The sequence below is a fragment of the Pantoea sp. EA-12 genome (assembly GCF_030053355.1).
GTDB classification, from domain to species: Bacteria; Pseudomonadota; Gammaproteobacteria; order Enterobacterales; family Enterobacteriaceae; genus Pantoea; species Pantoea vagans_C.
Window position 1 is genome coordinate 77,493 of the sequence record NZ_JASGBY010000006.1, and the last position, 19,444, is coordinate 96,936.

The 19,444-nt window shown below is 52.2% G+C and carries 19 protein-coding genes; 13 read left to right on the forward strand and 6 right to left on the reverse strand.

From position 1 onward, the window contains the following. Positions 1-61 precede the first annotated feature (61 nt). On the reverse strand, positions 62-928 hold the full coding sequence (locus QMZ30_RS10980) for a LysR family transcriptional regulator (RefSeq protein WP_160869055.1): 867 nt from the start codon (positions 926-928) through the stop codon (positions 62-64). A 93-nt stretch (positions 929-1,021) separates the two neighbouring features. Between QMZ30_RS10980 and QMZ30_RS10985 the strand changes: the two genes are divergently transcribed. The 11 genes from QMZ30_RS10985 (at position 1,022) to QMZ30_RS11035 (ending at position 11,559) form a co-directional block, all read left to right on the forward strand. Next, a complete protein-coding gene (locus QMZ30_RS10985; protein ID WP_283227385.1) occupies positions 1,022-1,522 on the forward strand; it encodes a lactoylglutathione lyase family protein in 501 nt (166 codons plus the stop codon). Further along, positions 1,515-2,489 carry a zinc-binding dehydrogenase gene (locus QMZ30_RS10990; protein ID WP_283227386.1) on the forward strand — a complete coding sequence of 325 codons (975 nt, stop codon included), beginning with the start codon at positions 1,515-1,517 and terminating at the stop codon, positions 2,487-2,489. Before QMZ30_RS10985 ends, QMZ30_RS10990 begins: the two co-directional genes overlap by 8 nt. Positions 2,490-2,803: 314 nt before the next feature. Further along, on the forward strand, positions 2,804-4,060 hold the full coding sequence (gene otnK, locus QMZ30_RS10995; RefSeq protein WP_283227387.1) for a 3-oxo-tetronate kinase: 1,257 nt from the start codon (positions 2,804-2,806) through the stop codon (positions 4,058-4,060). Next, complete coding sequence (gene otnC, locus QMZ30_RS11000; RefSeq protein WP_283227388.1) at positions 4,057-4,713, forward strand: 3-oxo-tetronate 4-phosphate decarboxylase; 657 nt, start codon at positions 4,057-4,059, stop codon at positions 4,711-4,713. Before otnK ends, otnC begins: the two co-directional genes overlap by 4 nt. Before the next feature lie 10 nt (positions 4,714-4,723). Continuing rightward, the gene (locus QMZ30_RS11005) at positions 4,724-5,506 is read left to right on the forward strand and encodes a DeoR/GlpR family DNA-binding transcription regulator (protein WP_283227389.1); all 783 of its coding nucleotides are present in this window, start codon (positions 4,724-4,726) and stop codon (positions 5,504-5,506) included. Positions 5,507-5,615: 109 nt separating this feature from the next. Next, positions 5,616-6,971: a GntP family permease gene (locus tag QMZ30_RS11010; RefSeq protein WP_283227390.1), complete on the forward strand. Its 1,356-nt coding sequence runs from the start codon at positions 5,616-5,618 to the stop codon at positions 6,969-6,971. Between the two features lie 28 nt (positions 6,972-6,999). After that, positions 7,000-8,367 (forward strand): hypothetical protein, encoded by a 1,368-nt coding sequence (locus QMZ30_RS11015; protein WP_283227391.1) that lies wholly within the window; start codon positions 7,000-7,002, stop codon positions 8,365-8,367. Positions 8,368-8,803: 436 nt separating this feature from the next. Further along, positions 8,804-9,547, forward strand: coding sequence for a DeoR/GlpR family DNA-binding transcription regulator (locus tag QMZ30_RS11020; protein WP_283227392.1), 744 nt, complete (start codon positions 8,804-8,806; stop codon positions 9,545-9,547). 18 nt (positions 9,548-9,565) lie between these two features. Further along, positions 9,566-10,642: an oxidoreductase gene (locus tag QMZ30_RS11025; RefSeq protein WP_283227393.1), complete on the forward strand. Its 1,077-nt coding sequence runs from the start codon at positions 9,566-9,568 to the stop codon at positions 10,640-10,642. 336 nt (positions 10,643-10,978) lie between these two features. Further along, positions 10,979-11,182, forward strand: a complete 204-nt coding sequence (locus QMZ30_RS11030) for a type II toxin-antitoxin system VapB family antitoxin (protein ID WP_034830833.1) — start codon at positions 10,979-10,981, stop codon at positions 11,180-11,182. After that, positions 11,182-11,559, forward strand: a complete 378-nt coding sequence (locus QMZ30_RS11035) for a type II toxin-antitoxin system VapC family toxin (protein WP_283227394.1) — start codon at positions 11,182-11,184, stop codon at positions 11,557-11,559. Before QMZ30_RS11030 ends, QMZ30_RS11035 begins: the two co-directional genes overlap by 1 nt. A gap of 91 nt (positions 11,560-11,650) precedes the next feature. Here the strand turns inward: QMZ30_RS11035 and QMZ30_RS11040 are convergent, their stop codons facing one another. The 5 genes from QMZ30_RS11040 to QMZ30_RS11060 form a co-directional block, all read right to left on the reverse strand. Continuing rightward, complete coding sequence (locus QMZ30_RS11040; protein ID WP_283227395.1) at positions 11,651-12,010, reverse strand: hypothetical protein; 360 nt, start codon at positions 12,008-12,010, stop codon at positions 11,651-11,653. A 77-nt stretch (positions 12,011-12,087) separates the two neighbouring features. Beyond that, positions 12,088-12,897: an SDR family oxidoreductase gene (locus tag QMZ30_RS11045; RefSeq protein WP_283227396.1), complete on the reverse strand. Its 810-nt coding sequence runs from the start codon at positions 12,895-12,897 to the stop codon at positions 12,088-12,090. Continuing rightward, a complete protein-coding gene (gene iolE / locus QMZ30_RS11050) occupies positions 12,897-13,805 on the reverse strand; it encodes a myo-inosose-2 dehydratase (RefSeq protein WP_283227571.1) in 909 nt (302 codons plus the stop codon). Before iolE ends, QMZ30_RS11045 begins: the two co-directional genes overlap by 1 nt. A gap of 16 nt (positions 13,806-13,821) precedes the next feature. Next, a complete protein-coding gene (gene iolD, locus QMZ30_RS11055) occupies positions 13,822-15,666 on the reverse strand; it encodes a 3D-(3,5/4)-trihydroxycyclohexane-1,2-dione acylhydrolase (decyclizing) (RefSeq protein WP_283227397.1) in 1,845 nt (614 codons plus the stop codon). Positions 15,667-15,818: 152 nt separating this feature from the next. Next, positions 15,819-16,754, reverse strand: a complete 936-nt coding sequence (locus QMZ30_RS11060) for a MurR/RpiR family transcriptional regulator (RefSeq protein WP_283227398.1) — start codon at positions 16,752-16,754, stop codon at positions 15,819-15,821. A 427-nt stretch (positions 16,755-17,181) separates the two neighbouring features. On the opposite strand from QMZ30_RS11060, the gene QMZ30_RS11065 reads away from it, so the two are divergent. Both QMZ30_RS11065 and QMZ30_RS11070 read left to right on the forward strand, forming a co-directional pair. After that, positions 17,182-18,615: an NAD-dependent succinate-semialdehyde dehydrogenase gene (locus QMZ30_RS11065; protein WP_283227399.1), complete on the forward strand. Its 1,434-nt coding sequence runs from the start codon at positions 17,182-17,184 to the stop codon at positions 18,613-18,615. 9 nt (positions 18,616-18,624) lie between these two features. After that, entirely contained in the window at positions 18,625-19,443 is an 819-nt protein-coding gene (locus QMZ30_RS11070; protein WP_283227400.1) for an HpcH/HpaI aldolase family protein, read from the forward strand. The last annotated feature ends 1 nt before the right edge of the window (position 19,444 follow it).

The following is a 19,444-nucleotide window of genomic DNA, read 5'->3' on the forward strand; positions in this document are numbered from 1 at the left end:
GAGCAATCATGGAAAGATTGTGAAGGCGTGTGGCGGACGCTTTGTAGCATCCTCCACAAGATTAGAGGTGACGTTGTAGCCAGGCTAAGGCTAATTGGGCGCGGGCAGAGAGTGGCCATTCAGCCCGGTGCACTAACCAGATGGTGTCAACCAGCGCATCACCCTCAGCGGCAACCTCAATGGTTTCAGGGCGGGTAAACGCCAGTCGCGCATAGCGTGGCAGAACCGCAAAACCGAGCCCGCGCGCGACCGGTTCCAGAATCAGGCCGATCTGATTACTGAATCCGCGTTGGGGGAGGTTACGAATGCCTGGGTTGCCCGGAAATAATCGACTTAATAATCGTGTCGCCATCGCCTGCCCATCGGGATGGTCGATATAACCCAGCTTTTCCAAATCGTTCCAGCCAGTCACTCGCGTATTAGCCGGTACGATCAGTTCCAGCGGTTCTTCAGCAAAAGGATGGGCCTCGAGCCGTTTATCATCCGGTTTGTGTGTGACCAGGCCCATTTCGTAACGGTTATGCAAAACCGCGTCGATCACTTCACTATCCGGCGCAAAGCGGTGACGAACAGTGAGGTCGCGATGCTGTTCCTGTAATGACAACAGCAAGGGATAGAGCCGGAGTCCGATGCTGCCGGGCGAAATCACGCTCACTTCACCGCAGGTGGCTTCGGCATCACTCAGTCTCAGCATTAAGTGATGGTGAGCACGATCAATTTGCTGACAATAATCCAGCAGGGCGCTGCCAGCGGGCGTCAGTTCCAGGGGGCGCTTACTCCTCAGTATCACCGGACCTAACTGCAGTTCCAGATGGCGAATATGCTGACTCACCGCCGCCTGGGTGATGCCTAATCGCTCAGCGCTGTCGGTAAAGCTCCCGAGTTCGGCCAGCGTGGCAAAAGATTTGAGCCATTGCGGGTTCATCATAATGGAATTTTATACTTCTCATAATTGATCGTCTGTTTTCATTATAACGACAGTTACGTAGCCTGTAGATCTTTTCATCTTATGAGATTGATCATGACAACTCCTTATCCGCGCACCTTTTCACATATTGGCCTTTCGGTGACAGACCTTGATGCCGCCGTGAAGTTTTACACCGAAGTGATGGGCTGGTATCTGATCATGCCGCCTATGCAGATTGCAGAAGATGAATCCGCCATCGGTGTGATGTGCAGTGATGTTTTCGGCAAGGGATGGGAGAAGTTTCGCATCGCCCACCTTTCCACAGGCGACCGCGTCGGTGTCGAAATCTTTGAATTCAAGGCGGCAGCAAAGCCCGACAATAACTTTGAGTACTGGAAAACCGGCGTATTCCATTTTTGCGTGCAGGATCCTGATGTGGAAGGTCTGGCGGAGAAGATTGTCGCTGCGGGTGGCAAACAACGTATGCCGGTACGTGAGTATTTCCCCGGTGAGAAACCGTATCGCATGGTCTATATGGAAGATCCGTTCGGCAACATCATCGAGATTTACAGCCACAGTTACGAGCTGACCTATTCTGCAGGTGCGTATGTCTGAGCATAAATTCGCCATTCCCGCCGACTGGCGAGGATGGGTGTGGCAGGGGGGTGATAACCCGCTGGCGCTGCAGGAACGCTACCTGAGTTTGTCACCCCTCCAACCGGGCGAAGTGCTGGTCAGGAATGCCGCGATAGGTTTGAATCCGGTTGACTGGAAAGTGCTCGACACTCAGAGGGATCAGGTGCCTGGCGTCGATGGTGCGGGCACGGTGGTCGCGGTTGGCTCCGATGTCGACCAGCACTGGTTGGGCAGGCGCGTTGCCTACCATCAGAATTTACAACGCAATGGCAGTTTCGCTGAGTATACCGTGCTGGCCGCGCAGGTTTTGCTGCCTATCCCGGATGGACTCGACTTCGCTACTGCTGCTGCTTTCCCTTGCCCGGCACTCACTGCCTGGCAGGCAATCGATAAGATCCCGGTTGAGCCTGGCGCGCCACTGCTGATTTCCGGAGCGGGGGGATCTGTCGGGCAATTTCTGGTGCAGATGGCCCACTCGCGAGGGTTTGAGATCACGACGTTAAGTAGTGAACGCCACTGGTCACGTCTGCATGCACTGGGTGCGAAGCGCTGCTACGACGAATTAACGCACACTGCTGCTGCCGTGAAAGAGCGATTTTATGCCGTTATCGATGCAGTCAGCCCGCAAAAGGCGGCGCAGTTGGCAGATTACCTGATGGCGAATGGGCATCTGGTATGCATTCAGGGGCGGGTGAAAGAGTGGCCGAATCCGGCGTTTGGTCGTGCGTTGTCGTTGCATGAAGTGGCGCTCGGCGCGCTGCACCAGCATGGTAATGCACAGCAATGGCAAAGACTCACGCAGCAGGGAGAACAGATGCTGAGGCAGATTGCGCAGGGCACACTGCAAAGCGAGTCGTTACTGCACTTCGCATGGGAACAGCTTCCGGCGCAACTGCTGGCTCTGCAGCATCGCAATTTCAGTGGTAAGCAGGTAATTCTGCTTTAAAAAAAGGTACCCATCGTGGTACCTCTCATCTTCACTATTAGAAAGTCATTAAATTCATCTGGCTTCTTGCTGCGCTTACCACCACTCATATCTATTGGCTTGCCGATGCTCTCGCTTTTAACCCACCAATCAATTATCACAAAACCTCACAATGACATGTGAAATACTGTAATGAGTGAAAATTATTTTATTTCAACAAGTTAATTAGTTATCTAGGCTGATTATTAGTGTGAAAATTGTGAGTTTGCTCATCTATTTGTGAAACAATTCCGTCCAAAATATCTCACATATTCACAACATGATTGGAACGGGTTATGGCGCCTAAACTGGGCATAATTGCTGACGATTTTACAGGGGCGACAGACATCGCGAGTTTTATTGCGCTCGCCGGGTGGCAAGTGATTCAGTTAAATGGCATTCCTGAGGAGACTGTCGATCTTAACAACGTTGATGCGGTAGTGATTTCACTTAAAAGTCGTTCGTGTGCAGTTGCTGAAGCGGAGACATTAAGCCGTCAGGCTATGGAGTGGTTAAATCAGCAGCACTGTAAGCGCCTTTATTTTAAATATTGTTCCACGTTTGACTCCACGGCGATGGGAAATATCGGTCCTGTCACCGACCTGTTATTGACAGAAACAGGTTTAAACATGGCCGTACTTTGCCCTGCGTTGCCAATCAATGGCCGTACGGTGGTGCACGGACATTTATTTGTTCATGGTCAACTGCTCAATGAGTCCGGCATGCAGAACCATCCCTTAACCCCCATGATGGATGCGAATCTACTGCGTGTTATGGAAAAGCAAGCTTCGGGGGAGTGCGGACTGATCCCATTAAGCTGCATTCAGGCAGGTAAACAAGCCATTCAGTGGCATCTGCTAGCCTTACAAAAGGCGGGCAAGCGCTATGCCGTGCTGGATGCGTTGACGGAAGAGGATCTGAGGACTTTAGCTGCCTCACTGCCTGAAGATGTGTTGCTAACGGGTGGATCCGGTCTGGCAGGTGCGCTTGCAGCGAACCAACCTCTCAATCCGCAGTTTGTTGGTGACGAGCTTCCGTCGCGGGAAGGCAATTGCGTAGTGTTGGCGGGCAGTTGCTCGATGATGACCAATCAACAAGTCGCGCACTATAAACAGACTGCTCCTGCGAAGGCCGTTGACGTGGAGCGAGCACTACAAGCGGAAGATTTATACCTGCAGGAACTCACTGACTGGTATCAGTCCCAACCTAAAGAGTGGGCCCCTCTGATCTATGCAACCCGCCCGGCAGAGGAGGTCAAAGCTATGCAGGCTCGCTTTGGTGCGGAAATTGTCGGAGCAGCAATTGAAAATCTGCTGGCTGCTTTGGCTGTGCGCCTGAATCGGCTTGGGGTCAACAAAATCATTGTGGCCGGTGGGGAAACCTCAAGTCAGTTGGTGCAACAGCTTGATGTTAAAGGATTTACCATCGGCGGTGCGATCACTCCGGGCGTTCCCTGGGTAAAAGATGTTCGTCGCCCCCTCTGGCTGGCACTGAAGTCAGGCAATTTTGGTGACGAAAACTTCTTCTTTAAAGCGCAGGAGGTCTTTGCATGAATGCGTCAGCTTTACGTGAACAGATGGTGGTTTTGGCGCAGTCCATGTTTATGCGTGGCTATAGCAGCGGTGGTGCGGGAAATTTAAGCGCGCGCCTGCCAGATGGCGGCTTCCTTGTCACACCCACCAACTCCAGTTTTGGATCTCTGGATCCAGCAACCTTAAGCGAGCTGGATGCTGAGGGTCATTGGGTCTCGGGCGAAAAACCGTCAAAAGAGTCGTTGATGCATCTGGCTTTCTATCGACAGCGCGCCGACATTGGCGGCGTTGTTCATTTGCACTCGCCGTTTTTAACCGCGCTTTCCTGCTTACCGGGATTAGATCCTGTAGATTGTCTGCCTCCTGTCACCCCCTATTTTGTGATGCGAGTGGGGAAACTGCCCTTGGTGCCCTATCTGCGACCTGGACACCCAGGGCTGGCGGATGAAGTGGCAAGACTGGCACCGAACTACAATGCCATGCTGCTGGCGAACCACGGTCCGGTTATCGGCGGTGCTACGCTCAGAGATGCGGTATTTAATGCGGAAGAGCTGGAAGACACGGCCCGATTATGGTTCACCCTGCGACCTCATGGCATGGTGATTTTAAATGAAGAGCAGGTAACAGAACTGCAAACAGTCTATCGAACGAAAAAAATCCCAACGGATTGCTAAGGAATGATTAATGCTACCTGATGAACGCCGCGTTTTTATTTATAGCTATCTGCACCAGCATGCTCATGCGGCCATCAGTGATTTGGTAAAACTTCTCGACGTCTCCCATATGACGATTCGTCGAGATTTAAAAGAAATGGAAAATGAAGGCAAGGTTGTTTTAATTAGCGGCGGTGCAAAACTTAATCAGGCATTAATCCAGGAATTGCCTTATACCGAGAAAACCATGTTGCATCATGCGGTGAAACGCAACATTGGCCAGGTAGCAGAACGATTAATTGAGTCCGGCAGCGTTATTTATCTGGATGCTGGAACGACAACCTATGAAATTGCCAGAGTTATCGCCAGTAAATTAAAAAAAATCACAGTGATCACCAATGACTTCACCATCGCAGATTTCCTGATGGCATCACCGATGATTGAGTTGTTTCATACCGGCGGGCAGGTCGATGTACGCAACCGCTCTGCGGTGGGTCATAGCGCTGCGCAATTTATACGCCAGCATAACATTGACATTGCTTTTATCAGCTCCAGCTCATGGGATGCCGTACGCGGCATTTCAACGCCTGATGAAGGTAAGATGCTGGTCAAGCAAGCTGTGTTGGCGGCTTCACGCCGTAAGGTACTGGTTTCAGACAGCAGTAAATATGGCAAATATGGTATGTTTCATATCAGCTCATTGAATGAAGTGGACGACATAATATGTGATAGCCAACTGCCCACTGAAATAATCCCAAAACTGCAGGAACTAAATTTGCGCCTTCACCAGGTATCTTCTGCGGTAGTTGATTAGGAGGGAAAAAATGTAACTTAATTATACTCTACCCTGCATGGCGTGATGATCACGTTAATAATAATAGAAAATATAAGGCGTGTTATTTTTCGACATGCCCGGAGGTTTTATGCACTTTGAAATAAGTCAGTTTATTGCGCTGTTTTGCGCAATAGCATTGCTCATTATTTTAATCAGTAAGTTTAAATTCCATCCTTTTCTCGCCTTAATTATCACTGCAGGATTTCTCGGCATTGCAGCGGGATTATCGCCAACACAAACCATAAAGAGTTTTGAAAAAGGCTTTGGTGGTGTGTTGGGCTCCACTGGTCTGGTTGTTGGCCTGGGCACGATGCTGGGAGGATTGATGCTGGAGTCCGGCGCGGCCGATAAAATCGCCAACACCTTTATACGGCTGGGGTCGGTGCGCATGATCCCGCTAACCATCTGTATCGCAGCACTGATTATTGGCCTTCCTCATTTGTTTGATGTCAGTTTTGTCATGCTGGTACCGCTGGTGTATGCGATTGCACGCCGCACCCGTAGCCAGTTGATGCGCATTGGCATTCCTCTGGCTGCGGGTCTGTATATTGCACATGGGCTGATGTTGCCGCATCCCTCACCCACACTGGCTATGACGACGTACGGTGCTGATGCGGGTCTGTGCATGCTTTTTGGCATTTTGCTTGCACTGCCTATGATTATCCTGTGTGGGCCATTGTTCACCCGCTGGGCACTAAAGGTATTTCCCGATCTCAGGCGTCAGGATTTCTCACAACAGGACAACGAACACGCGGTTGTAGATTCTCCACGCCATCATTCACCGACATTCTTTCTGTCGATGTTAACCATTTTACTGCCACCGATTTTGATGATGCTGAAGACATTGGCGAAAGGGCATCTGGCGGCAGACGGTCATGCTTCGATGATACTGAACACCATCGGCGATCCCATCGTGTCATTGCTGATTGCCGTACTGTTTGCCATCTGGGCGCTGGGCATTAAAAGCGGCCTCACCATGGCGCAGTTGCAAAAAATCCTCGGTAAATGCCTGGGGCCCTGTGCTGCCATCATCCTCATTCTGGGGGCGGGTGGTGGGCTCAAAGAGATGCTACTCGCTACCAACGTCAGCAAGTTAATCGCGGATTCAGCGCTGCACTGGAACATCTCGCCGTTGGTGCTCTCGTGGCTGGTGGCTGCGCTAATCCGCATCGCCATTGGCTCCGCAACCGTGGCGGTGGTCACTACCGCCGGAATCGTAGCGCCGCTTGCGGCGCACAGCGGCGTCAATCTGGAATTGCTGGTTCTGGCAACGAGTACCGGCGGATTAATGCTCTCTCACGTCAATGATTCTGGTTTTTGGCTGTTCAAAGAGTATTTCCAGCTCACGGTCGCCGAGACACTGAAAAGCTGGACGCTATTGGTGTCGTTTATTTCCCTGCTGGGACTGATTTTTGTTCTTCTGCTCGACATGTTTGTCAGCTGATTGATCGCTCTGATATTGAGGTAACATCATGAATTACGAATTGTTATTTGATGCACTTAAATCGCGCCGTATCCGCATTGCAGTCACTGGAGCGTCGGGCGGATTTGGCCGCTCACTGCTGGTTCAGTGCCGTGATATTCCGTCATTGGACATCGTGGCATTGTGCGACTTGAACACTCAAGGTGCACAGGATCTGCTGCAGGAGTTGAACTACGGTAAACAAGCCACAGTGTGTGAAGATGCTGTCTCTGTACAGACCGCCCAGGGGCAAGGGAAAACAGCGATTGTTGCTGATTTTAATCTGCTGGATAACCTTGAACTGGATATGGTCATAGAGGCTACGGGTAAGCCCGAGATCAGCGTGCGCATCGCAGTGAATGCACTGCAACGCGGGGTTCATGTGGGGATGGTCAGCAAAGAGACCGACTCAGTGGCAGGACCCTGGCTGAATCAAATGGCATTAAAAAATAACGTCGTCTATACCACGGTGGATGGTGACCAGCCTGCAAACTTACTGGGATTAATAACGTGGGCTCGTGTGCTCGGATTCGAGATAATCGCTGCGGGTAAATCCAGCGAGTATGACTATGTCTGGTCACAAGCCAGCGGAGAGCTGGATTATTGTGGTCGCAAGGTTGAGGCTAAGGGCCTGGCCGGGCATTGGGCCTTGGGGGAGGACGTTCAATCCACGCTGGCTGAGCGAAAAACACTGCTCAGTATGCTTCCGTTGAGCGCTACTCCTGATTATTGTGAAATGAATGTGGTGGCCAATTCTGCTGCCCTGGTACCCGCCAGTGATACGTTGAACTATCCACTCTGCCACATCAGCGAACTGGCGGATGTTTTTATACCGGTCGAAGATGGCGGCATTCTGACTCAAACAGGAGTGGTTGATGTTTTCAACTGCCTGCGCCGTGATGACGAAGTGAGCTTTGGTGGGGGCGTATTTATCATCGTACGCTGTAAAGATGATGACACCTGGGAAATGCTCGCAGGTAAAGGGCATGTGGTGGGACGCAATCGCAAATACGCCTGTATCTATCTGCCTTACCATATTATGGGGCTGGAATCGCCGCACTCGATTTTCTCTGCTGTACTGCATCAGCGTTCATCAGGATCAACCCAACAGGCAATTTATGCCGTGATGGCCGGTTATGCGGATCGTGATTTGAAAAAGGGCGAGTTGCTGGAAATGGGCGGACATCACCATACCATTCCTGATGTCAGTGCACGTCTGTTAGCAAAAGCGGACGCTGAACAGGTAGCCCCTTACTATTTATTGTCCAATAAGGTCCTGACTCGTGATGTGGCAGCAGGCGAGCTGATTAAACTTGACGCGCTTGAAATGGAAGATTCACTGCTCTGGACAGCCTGGCAGGAGAGTTGGGGCATGTAGCATAGAAGGGGGCAAAGCAGGCTTAAAGAGCAGCAAACCTGTCCGCTGGAGATAGCCGGATTACGTCACCCGTAACCCGGCTAATATTTCAATAGTTTCATACGGCAGCTTGTCACCGATAAAATATTGCCATGATTAATGTCGGGGCCGTTTCATGGTCCTTAACCATCTCAACAAAATCTCTATTGTCTTCGCCCTGAATAGTGTTTTCCTTAAATGGAACCATCAATCGCAGCTACAAGAACGGCAACTTCCACCTCTTAGGCTACATCCCTGCCCGATAACTGGTTCACACCGCATCTTAACATTCCCATCTTGCTACGCTCGTCATTGCTGTCGATGTAGCGTGCGTTTCATCGCTGTAAAAGGGTATTAACTGCCTCTTTCTTGCTGTATTCTGCTGTATATTGCAATATTTTGCGGTTTTGAGATCGGCATGCATAAAACAGCCAGACAAAAATTATTGATGGAATTGCTGCTTGAAAAAGGGCAGGTGGGAATTAGGCAGCTTGTTGAAAAGTTGCAGGTTTCTGCGGATACCGTGCGCCGCGACCTGGCCGATCTGGAAAAACAGGGTCTGGCGCAGAAAAACCATGGTGGAGCCGTGGCACAGGATCTGTCAGTGATGAATCGCCACCAGCGCAGCGCACTGATTCCCGATGTCAAAGTTGAACTTGGCAGGCAGGTGGCGGAAAAAATACCGGCAGGTGCCACGCTGTTTCTGGATGCGGGCAGCACAGTGCTGGCGGTCGCCACGCTGCTAAAAGGCCCAGCAACGGTCATCACTACGTCACTGGATATTGCCCATCACCTCAGTGATAAGCCGGATGTCGAACTCATTCTTTTGGGCGGCAAATGGGACAAGCAACAACGGCTGTTTTCCGGCAGCGCCACGCTATCTCTGCTTGAAAAGTATCGTGCCGACATCGCCATTCTGGGGGCTTGTGCGCTGCATGCCCGGTTTGGATTGAGTGCCAGCCAGGAGGGTGACGCTGAGGTGAAGCGCGCCATGCTGGCGGCAAGCAGCGAACACTGGGTGGTGGCCGATCATATGAAGCTCAACCGTTGTGAACCCTATCTGGTCGCACCGCTCACCGATATCCATCAACTTTTCCTTGATGCGCCCTGGAGCGAGTTTGACGTCACCGACGCTACACAGGTCAACATCACACATTTTTAATGGCAAGAGGAGTCAGAAATGAGTATTCAGAAAGAGATTCGCGTCGCCCTCATCGGCTACGGATTTGTCGGCAAAACATTTCATGCCCCTTTAATTCAATCCGTTCCCGGTTTGAAGCTTCAGGTCGTTTCATCCGGCAGTGAGGAGAAGGTCAAAAAAGACCTGCCTGACGTCATCGTTCTCGACTCCCCGGAAGCGGCCATCCAGCATGCAGATATTGATTTGGTGGTGATCGCCTCGCCCAATGCGACTCATGCACCCCTGGCGAAGCTGGCATTGAACGCCGGTAAGCATGTGGTGGTGGATAAACCCTTTACGCTGGATCTGGCAGAGGCCAGAGAGCTGGCAGCACTGGCCCGTGAGAAGACATTACTGCTCTCAGTATTTCAAAACCGCCGCTGGGATACCGATTACCTGGGGGTGAAAAAGGTCATCGATTCAGGCGCGATCGGTCAGGTCAAACATTTCGAGTCTCACATCGACCGATTCCGCCCGGAAGTGCGCGACCGCTGGAGAGAACACGATATTCCTGGTAGCGGCTTATGGTTCGACATTGGGCCTCATATCATCGATCAGGCGCTGCAACTTTTCGGACTGCCAGAAACCGTATCTGGTGACATCGCCGTACTGCGTCATGGCGGTAAAAGCAATGACTGGGCACACGTCACGCTCAGCTACCCGGAGCATAAAGTGATTCTGCATGCCAGCATGCTCGCCGCGGGTGGCGTGTCACGCTTTACCGTTCACGGGGATAAGGGCAGCGTGGTCAAACCCAAAGCCGACCAGCAGGAAGCGCAACTGATTGCTGGCATCGTGCCGGGTTCCGTGACCTGGGGCGAAGATCAGGATGATTTGATGGTGTTTGACAGTAATCTGCAGGTCACGTCACTCAAAACACCAAAAGGCGACCAGCGTCAGTACTACATCCAGGTGCGTGATGCGCTGGCGGGCAAGCAGGCTAATCCAGTTTCTCCCGCTCAGGCGATTGCCGTCATGGCGGTGATTGAAGCAGCAGTGCGCTCATCTGAGACCGGCACGGTGCAAAAACTCGCGCTGAGTGAAGTGGAAGCTGGTGCGTTTTATCAACTGAGTTAACCGGGCGGGGCTTTCCGGACAAGCTTTTATACGCTGGTACAGCCTGCTAGCGGGTTAAAAGTCTCTGGCAAGCCTGTCATGCATGGAATCAATCGTGCTGCAATGGAATCTCACATCTCCGATAGCAGCGCGATTGATGTCCTGATCGTCTTCGCAAGATTTTATCCAAGGCAATGAAGGATGAAATTTGGTGAAATGCATGCACGCTTAGCTACGATCATCATTGCCATCGATGTTGCTCGCTTCTTACCCAAGTCATCATCGCGGTGAGAAATTGACCTGATTCATATTTTGATGCATGATGACATCAGTTTGTGAATCATATGAGGTGGCGAGATGCGTACTACAGTGACGATTGATGATGTGCTGTATGCTCAGGCTCTGGATATGGCCGATCCAGATATGGACAAGGCTGATATTTTCCGTGAAGCGATGAAAACGTTTGTTCGGGTACAAGCGGCAAAGCGCCTTGCTTCATTGGGTGGCGCAGCGCCTGAAATGGAAAGCATTCCCCGCCGTCGCGAGGAACCGTCTGCATAATGTCCATTCTGGTTGATACATCTGTCTGGGTAGATCATTTCAAAAACAGAAATGAAGAGTTAGTGCGGTTACTGAGCGGGGACCTGGTATTGATTCATCCAATGGTGATTGGAGAACTTGCCTGCGGCACTCCGCCAGCGCCCCGCGTGCACACACTCCGTGACCTGAACCTGTTACCGCAATGCCATCAAGCCAGCATGAGTGAGGTGATGGCATTTATTGAAAATAAAATGCTGTATGGACACGGGTGTGGCCTGGTGGATATCAACTTGCTTGCATCTGCTCTCATCACCCCCGGAGCAACGCTCTGGACGCTCGATAAACGGCTCGTCAAGTTAGCCAATCATCTTAATGTCGGTTATCAGCCTGTTCACTAACCTTAACTTCATCGTTAAGTTATTCCGCCCGCACGATCACAGCGAGATAAACCGCCTTCATAGTCGCTAACAACATCATATCCAACACCAATCACACGCGTTCCGATATTCGCCGCTGCCAGTTCGGGGTTATTTTAACGTCCCTGAGTTGCAACTTATCCTCAAGCTCCAGCCGTATGCCCTCACAATTACTTTCCAGATTGCCTATTTTCTTCTCGAGTTCGCAGACCGTCACTTCCGATGCCACTAATTCCAGCATATGAAAAATTTCGTGGCGTACGTGTTCACCGAAGGTTTTGGCGGATTTATGATGAATCAGCCATTCTGATAATTCTGACTTCTTATATTCGGTGGATTGTTTTCTGTAAAACTGGCTGGTTTCGAGTTGTCTGATTTTGACCAGGAAATGCGTATAAAAACACTGTATCTCACTGAGTTGTTTAATATCCATCACAACCTCATTAAATCAATTTAGTGAAAAATACGGATGCCAGCCCAGTTAAATGGGCTGGTATCGATTAGGCGAAATTACAGAGGATTATCCGGCGTATCCGCCTGATCATAGGCGCCCCAGATAGTTTGATCGTAATTGATCATGGAACCGCTCATCAGCCCTGACTCATCGCTGGCGAGGAATGCCACGGCGCGCGCCACTTCTTCTGGCGAAATTAAACGCCCAAACGGCTGTTCTGCTGCGGCTTTCTCCAGCCAGTTTTCTTCGGCGCCGTGATAGGTGCGCATAATACGGTCTTCACCTTCAGATGCCATCCAACCGATATTAAGGCCATTTACGCGGATGCGATTGCGCAGCAGGGCATAAGCGGTGTTGCGTGTCAGCGTCGCCAGCGCGCCTTTTGAAGAGCAGTAGGCGGCAATAAAAGGCTGGCCCGCCAGTGATGACATTGAGCAGATATTGACGATGCTGCCTTCAATTTTTTCTCGACGCATAACCTTGATCGTTTCCTGCATCAGGAAAAAGGGACCGCGCACGTTGGTGGCAAACATTTGGTCAAACAGTTCAGGCTCCGTATCGAGGATGGTTCCACGATCGGTCATCCCGCCGGCATTCACCAAAATATCCACGCGGCTGAAGATCTCATCCGTCGTCGCCACAACTTTGCGGCAGTCTTCAACCGAGGAAAGATCGGCTCGGACAAATTCAACGCGGGTTGCGCCTTCCGCATTCAGCCGGGCAGCAATCTCTTTTCCTTTTGCTTCATTGCGGCCACAGATAACCACACCCGCCGCGCCATTCTGCGCAAAGTGGCGGGCGATAGCGGCACCTAAACCCTGGGTTCCACCGGTAACAATCGCGACTTTTCCTGAAAACTGATTCATCAGATGATTCCTTCAACAATAGTGTATCCCGCTGCGCTGAGACATTTGCGCAGCGTGCCATTTCCAATACGTGCATATTCCAGCGGTGGGGCTTTGGCCGGATCCTGCTCGGCTTCCACCACAAACCACCCCTGATAGCCAATTTCAGCCAGGGTCCGGGTGATCGCCTCGAAATCGATCATCCCGTCGCCGGGCACGGTATAAACGCCTTTCAGCACCGCATCCAGGAAACTGTCTTTATTCCAGTCGAGCGATGCTAACACCTCTTTTCTGACGTCCTTGGTGTGAACATGATTGATACGACTGCCGTGTTTTTTTAAAATGCTGAGCGGATCAACACCCGCAAACGTCAGATGCCCCGAATCAAACAGTAGCCCAACATCTTTGCTGGTGGCGGCCATCAGACGGTCAATATCATTCTCGTCCTCAATCGACGTCCCCATGTGATGGTGGAAGGCCAGTGGAACACCAAAATCGGTACAAAATTCAGCGAAACGAGAGAGCTTCTCACCGTATTCAGCGACTTGTGCATCCGACAGACGGCGACGCTTTGCCAGCGGGACATCCTGTTGATTCTGAATTGTCCCAGCGGTTTCACCGTAAACCAGGCATACCGCACCGCAATCGCGGAAGAGCTGCATTTGCGGCAGCGATTTCTTGATCTCGTCTTCGACGCTGTTATCCAGCAGGGTGCCGGAGTACCAACCCGAAACCAGATCCAGCTGATATTCCCGCAGCAGCGGCTTCAGCAACTCGCTGGTCTTGGGAAATTTCCCGCCGGTTTCTACCCCCTGGAAATCAGCAAGATGACTCTCACTCAGACAGGTAGCAAGTGGCGTATCCCCGCCGAGCTGAGGCAGGTCGTCGTTAGACCACGCAATCGGGGCAATACCTAATTTGGCTTTCAGCATTTTAAGACTCCTGTTAAATGCCTACGCGTTGATTTTTACGCCCGGCAACGTGCTCTTCGCGGGCCTGATTAACACTTTCGCGGGCGCTCACCTCTGGCACACCGACATCCCACCAGGCATCACCCGGTGTCCAGTCAAAGGCATGCGTGGCCAGCGTTATCACTGTGGTGCGATCATTGCCTTTCGCCCAGACGATCGCCTCCTGCAATTCATCGAGCGAGTTCACTTTGCGGGCCAGTGCACCCATTGACTGGGCATTGGCAACGAAATCAACGTGGAACGGTTCCTGAACGCGGCAGTCTTTCAACAAGTTATTAAAGGATGCGCCGCCTTTGGCATTTTGCAGTCGGTTGATCACCGCATAGCCGCCGTTGTCACACACGATCAGAATGAATTTATGGCCCGAGAGCACGCTGGAGTAGATGTCAGAATTCATCATCATGTAGGTGCCATCGCCAATCATGACGAACACGTCACGATCCTGTTCGGCCATCGCCACACCCCAGCCGGCGGACAGTTCGTAACCCATACAGGAGAAACCAAACTCGCAGTCAAAAGTGCCTGGATTTTTCACCTTCCAGCCTTTCACCAGCTCACCGGGTAAGCCGCCTGCAGCGCTGATGATGTAATCCTCGGGCGCTGCCTGGGCGTTCACTACGCCAATAACCTGTGCGTAGGTGGGATCGTCCGAGGTTTGGGTTCGCTCCTGACGCGATGCAATCAGATCATTCCAGCCCGCAAAGGCTTTGCGACCACGCTCCAGCCAGTTGCTGTCTGCTTTCCATCCACTCAATGCCGCATCCAGCTCAGTCAGGGCTTCACGCGCGTCACATACCAGCGGAATGGCGCGGTGTTTGTGCGCATCAAAACGCGCGGCGTTTAAGGCAATAAACTGCGCGTTGTCATCGAATACCGTCCAGGAACCGGTGACAAAGTCCATCAGACGGGTGCCTACCGCAATAATTACATCCGCATTACCTGCCAGGTCATTGGCTGAGGTCGATCCCAGAATGCCGACCGGCCCCATATGCAGCGGGTGATCGTGGGTCAGGGCGCCTTTGCCAGCGATGGTTTCAACCACCGGAATGCCATGCGCCTGGGCGAACTGCTCCAGCGCCTGTTCAGCCTGCGAGTAACGCACGCCGCCGCCTGAAATGATCAGAGGCCGTTTAGCCCGCAGCAACGTTTCTTTGGCACGCGCCAGTAGTTGCGTATCCGGACGTGGGCGCGGCATGCTGTGAACGCGAGGCTGGAAGAAGGCTTCCGGATAGTCATAGGCCATTTCCTGCACGTCCTGACATACACCAATAAACGCGGGGCCGCAGTCACCCGGATCGAGCATGGTGGCGACTGCCTGCGGCAAGGAGGAAAGAATCTGCTCAGGCCAGGTGATGCGATCCCAGTAACGGGTGACGGCCTTGAATGCATCATTGACGGTCTGCGTAGGGTCATTGAAATGCTCGACCTGTTGCATCACCGGATCCGGCACACGGCGCGCAAAACTGTCACCGCAAATCATTAATACCGGCAAACGGCTGGTATGCGCCACGCCCGCAGCGGTTAGCAGGTTGGTGGTGCCCGGACCAATGGATGCCGTAACCACCATAATCTGACGACGCACCATGGCTTTCGCGAAGCCCACGGCGGCAAAAGCCATCGACTGTTCATTCTGACCTCGCCAGGTGGGCAACGTATCTTGTACGGCTTCGAGCGCCTCACCCAGACAGGTCACGTTGCCGTGGCCAAAAATTCCATAGACCCCGGGAAACAGTGGAACGCGTTTCCCGTCAACTTCCGTAAACTGATTGCTCAGGTAGCGAACAATTGCCTGAGCTGTTGTGCAACGAATGGTAGCCATAATGTCACTCACTCTTATGGGACGCTAATAACAGCATCATGGTTTCTATCAACAACGTTATTTGCCTGATGGATAAAATGGCAATAAAAGTTGCAAATTCAGCATGCAGTTATCCCTCCCCAATAAGGGATAAGAGATAACGTTGTTACCTATTAAGCGCGGGAGCGTTTACGCGTTAAATCTGCCTGTTCCCGTTCTGTAATCGTTTCAATGCGCGGCTGCGTTTTTTCTGGATGCAGCGCACTGGCCAGCGCCATGGCAATACTTTGAGCCAGGCAAACCGGCGCGGCCAGTGAACGTGAGAAGCTGTACTCTTCTTCCGGCACCGTAAATAAAACCCGCGCGTTTTTCGCCAGCGGCGACAGCGTACTGTCGGTAATGGCGATAATCGGCAGACCTCTGGCGTGCACCTCATCCGCTATCGCGATAACTTCTTTCGCGTAATGACGGAAGGCGATGGCCATCAACACGTCATTGTCGCGCATGTTTTTTGCCATTTGCGGCGCCAGTCCGCCTGCGGCATCGAGCAGCACCACTCTGCGATTTAGCATCGTGAACAGATAGCGCAGCAACATCGCTATCGGTTCTGAACGCAGCTGACCAATCAGATAAATGGTGTCAGCGTCCTTCAGCAGGCTGGCGGCATGATCGAGGTCAGCCTCCGTCACGTTCTGCAGCAGCTCCTGCAGTGTTGCTATATCGCGGATCACCAGGCTCTGCAGGAAACCCGCACTTCCTTTTTGTTCATTCTTCTGTAAATCAGCTTCCAGCGCATTGATACGCTCGTTGTAGCCTGGTGCAGCGGTGGCCAGACGTGACTGAAACACGCTCTGCATTTGCTTAAAGCCGCTGTAGCCAAAAACCTGGGCAAAGCGCACCAGCACAGAAGGGTGCAAACCACATTTTGCGGCTACCGCATTGATCGACTCGAGCGCGACGGTGTTCGGGTTTTGCGTGATGTAACGCGCAGCCTGCTTATGTCGTTCAGATAACTTCGTATATCGTTCCGAAATATCGTTAACGACTTGCTCATAGGACTCGTGCGGCAAGAGAGGGGCAGCCGACTTAATTTTGCTTACTTTCGTCATGTTCGGCACACCTCTGAAGCATTGCCTTTCTCAATTTCAACTGTCTTTCGCAATAAAAATTGCAATAAGAACTTCCATGCAATTAGTTCTAACCCATTCGCTGCAGCGATGGAAAATATCTTCGTGATTTTTGTGATAGCACTCTAAGAATTCATTTTAAATTTCATGTCCTCCATTGCTGCAAGATATTCGTCATCATTTTAAATCGTTGAATATTATCAAAATAAAATCACATTTTTAGCGATTCAATCCACGACGCACCCGTATTGCAATTTTTATTGCTGTGATCCTACTATTGCAATCATCAGTGCTTGCATGAGTCTCTTGCTCAGTAACAGCGAAGAGTTTCATCAGCCATCGCCCGCTCATTCAGGCCAATGCGGCGAACTCGCCGGGCCCGATTTAGATGCCAAAGGAGTAGTTAACCATGTACGACAATTTTGGACAGTTTATTGATGGCAAATGGTGCCACGGTAACGGCAAAGAACCGATTCGGGTGACTGATCCGGGTAATGGGCTGCTGCTGGGAACGATTCCCGCGGCCTCGACTGAGGATACCTTAACGGCTTTGGCCTGTGCTGAACGTTCATTTGACGGCTGGAAAAATACCCAGGCCTGGCTGCGCGCGGACTTATTACAGGCCGTTGCACGTGAAATGGTGGCGGCCACTGCTGACGCCGCGATCACCATCTCTAAAGAGAGCGGTAAGCCGGTGGCTCAGGCTAAGCGTGAGTGGGAATTATCCATCGATCAGTTCGTCTGGCATGCCGAAGAGGCGCGCCGTATTTATGGCCGTGTCGTTGAAAGTCGCGTACCGGGTGGTCGTTGTGAAGTGACCCATGAAGCCGTGGGGGTTGTTGCTGCTTTTACCGCATGGAATTTCCCGGTGGTGCTGGTGGCACGCAAACTGGCCCCCGCGCTGGCGGCGGGCTGCACCGTGGTACTGCGCCCTTCTAATGAAGTGCCGGGTTCCGCCATGCTGATCTTTGAGTGTCTGCGTAAAGCCGGCATTCCTGCCGGGGTGGCCAATCTGGTGGTGGGGCCGACAACAGATACCTATGAGCCGTTAATCGCCTCGCCGGTGGTGAAAAAAGTCTCTCTTACCGGTTCAACCCAGCTTGGCCAGCAGATGATCCGCGACTCAGCCGCGACCATCAAACGCCTGAGCATGGAGCTTGGCGGCAATGCCCCGGTGATCGTGTTTGACGATGCCGATCTCGAAAAAGCGCTGGATCTCTCCGTGGCGACGAAATTCGCCAACTGCGGACAAGTTTGTGTCACCGCTGACCGTTTCTATGTCCACGAAAGCCTGTATGAGGCCTTTGTTGAAGGGTTTGCCAGCCGCACCAGCAAAATCAAAGTGGGCTACGGCCAGGAAGAAGGCACCGGCATGGGGCCGCTGATCAATACCCGTCGCCTGCTGGCGATTGAGGCCATCGTTGCGGATGCACGTAATAAAGGGGCAAAAGTGGTCACGGGCGGCCATCGCCTTGATATCAATGGCGGTTACTTCTATGCCCCCACCGTGCTGGCCAACGTACCAGACGATGCACTGGCGATTGCCGAAGAGAACTTTGGCCCTATTGCCGCTATCACTTCGTTTACTGACCACGAAGATTTGTGGGCACGCGTTAACAACTCTGCCTATGCGCTATCCGCTTACGCCTTTACCCGCGATCCGGCGCGTATTCGCGAAGCCGTGGCCAAACTCGAATCCGGCATGGTGGGCATTAACAGTTATGCGCTGGCAGCGGCTGAAGTGCCGTTCGGCGGCATCAAAGCCAGCGGAATGGGACGTGAAGGCGGTAGCGAAGGCATTCACGACTATATGAACGTCAAATTAGCCCAGATCGTTGTTTAAGGAGCAGGGATGAAACTCAATAACATTAAAGCGCGCTGGAATGACAATAAAACCGTGTTGAACGGCTGGTTGAGCATCGGTAATACCTTCAGCGCCGAGATTATGGCTCAGCAGGGTTATGACTCACTGACTATTGATTTGCAACACGGTTTTGTTGGCTATGACGAAGCCAAAACCATGCTGCAGGCCATGCGCGCCAGCGGTGTCGCGCCGATGGTTCGAGTGCCATGGCTAGAGCCGGGCATCATCATGAAAGCACTGGATGCGGGCGCCTGGGGCGTGATCTGTCCGATGGTAAATACCGCTGAACAGGCACAGCAGTTGGTTTCGTTTGTGCGCTATCCCCCGTCCGGCAGCCGCAGTTTTGGCCCGACGCGTGTCTCCATCTCGGAGGGCGCAGATTATGGCCAGTATGCTGACGATCACGTGGTGTGCTTTGCCATGATCGAAACAGCAGAAGCCTTCGACAATCTTGAAGCTATCGTGGCGACGCCGGGTCTGGACGGCGTTTACATTGGCCCGGCGGATCTGACCCTCGGTTTGACCGGGCGAAAATACCGTACCGGCTTTGATCGTGACGAGCCGGAAATCGTCGATGCAATCAAACACATTGTTGATGTCGCGCACCGGGCAGGCAAAAAAGCGGGACTGCACAACGGTTCAGCCGCGTATGCCGCTAAGGCAGCGGAGTGGGGCTTTGATCTGGTAACCGTGTCCAACGATGTTCAGCTATTGCGCTCAGCGGCGACCGCCAGCATCCAGCAGTTCAGAGAACTGAATGAAGGACAATCAGTAGACAAGCGTTCCACTCAGACAGGGGGATACTGAG

Bases quoted from the DNA above. Each gene is read 5' to 3' on its own strand.
- QMZ30_RS11025 (WP_283227393.1), top strand. From the start codon at position 9,566: ATGAGTATTCAGAAAGAGATTCGCGTCGCCCTCATCGGCTACGGATTT.
- QMZ30_RS10990 (WP_283227386.1), top strand. From the start codon at position 1,515: ATGTCTGAGCATAAATTCGCCATTCCCGCCGACTGGCGAGGATGGGTG.
- QMZ30_RS11035 (WP_283227394.1), top strand. From the start codon at position 11,182: ATGTCCATTCTGGTTGATACATCTGTCTGGGTAGATCATTTCAAAAAC.
- QMZ30_RS10980 (WP_160869055.1), bottom strand. From the start codon at position 928: ATGATGAACCCGCAATGGCTCAAATCTTTTGCCACGCTGGCCGAACTC.
- QMZ30_RS11045 (WP_283227396.1), bottom strand. From the start codon at position 12,897: ATGAATCAGTTTTCAGGAAAAGTCGCGATTGTTACCGGTGGAACCCAG.
- otnC (WP_283227388.1), top strand. From the start codon at position 4,057: ATGAATGCGTCAGCTTTACGTGAACAGATGGTGGTTTTGGCGCAGTCC.
- iolD (WP_283227397.1), bottom strand. From the start codon at position 15,666: ATGGCTACCATTCGTTGCACAACAGCTCAGGCAATTGTTCGCTACCTG.
- QMZ30_RS11010 (WP_283227390.1), top strand. From the start codon at position 5,616: ATGCACTTTGAAATAAGTCAGTTTATTGCGCTGTTTTGCGCAATAGCA.
- QMZ30_RS11070 (WP_283227400.1), top strand. From the start codon at position 18,625: ATGAAACTCAATAACATTAAAGCGCGCTGGAATGACAATAAAACCGTG.
- QMZ30_RS11065 (WP_283227399.1), top strand. From the start codon at position 17,182: ATGTACGACAATTTTGGACAGTTTATTGATGGCAAATGGTGCCACGGT.
- QMZ30_RS11015 (WP_283227391.1), top strand. From the start codon at position 7,000: ATGAATTACGAATTGTTATTTGATGCACTTAAATCGCGCCGTATCCGC.
- QMZ30_RS11040 (WP_283227395.1), bottom strand. From the start codon at position 12,010: ATGGATATTAAACAACTCAGTGAGATACAGTGTTTTTATACGCATTTC.
- QMZ30_RS11060 (WP_283227398.1), bottom strand. From the start codon at position 16,754: ATGACGAAAGTAAGCAAAATTAAGTCGGCTGCCCCTCTCTTGCCGCAC.
- QMZ30_RS11005 (WP_283227389.1), top strand. From the start codon at position 4,724: ATGCTACCTGATGAACGCCGCGTTTTTATTTATAGCTATCTGCACCAG.
- otnK (WP_283227387.1), top strand. From the start codon at position 2,804: ATGGCGCCTAAACTGGGCATAATTGCTGACGATTTTACAGGGGCGACA.
- QMZ30_RS11020 (WP_283227392.1), top strand. From the start codon at position 8,804: ATGCATAAAACAGCCAGACAAAAATTATTGATGGAATTGCTGCTTGAA.
- QMZ30_RS11030 (WP_034830833.1), top strand. From the start codon at position 10,979: ATGCGTACTACAGTGACGATTGATGATGTGCTGTATGCTCAGGCTCTG.
- QMZ30_RS10985 (WP_283227385.1), top strand. From the start codon at position 1,022: ATGACAACTCCTTATCCGCGCACCTTTTCACATATTGGCCTTTCGGTG.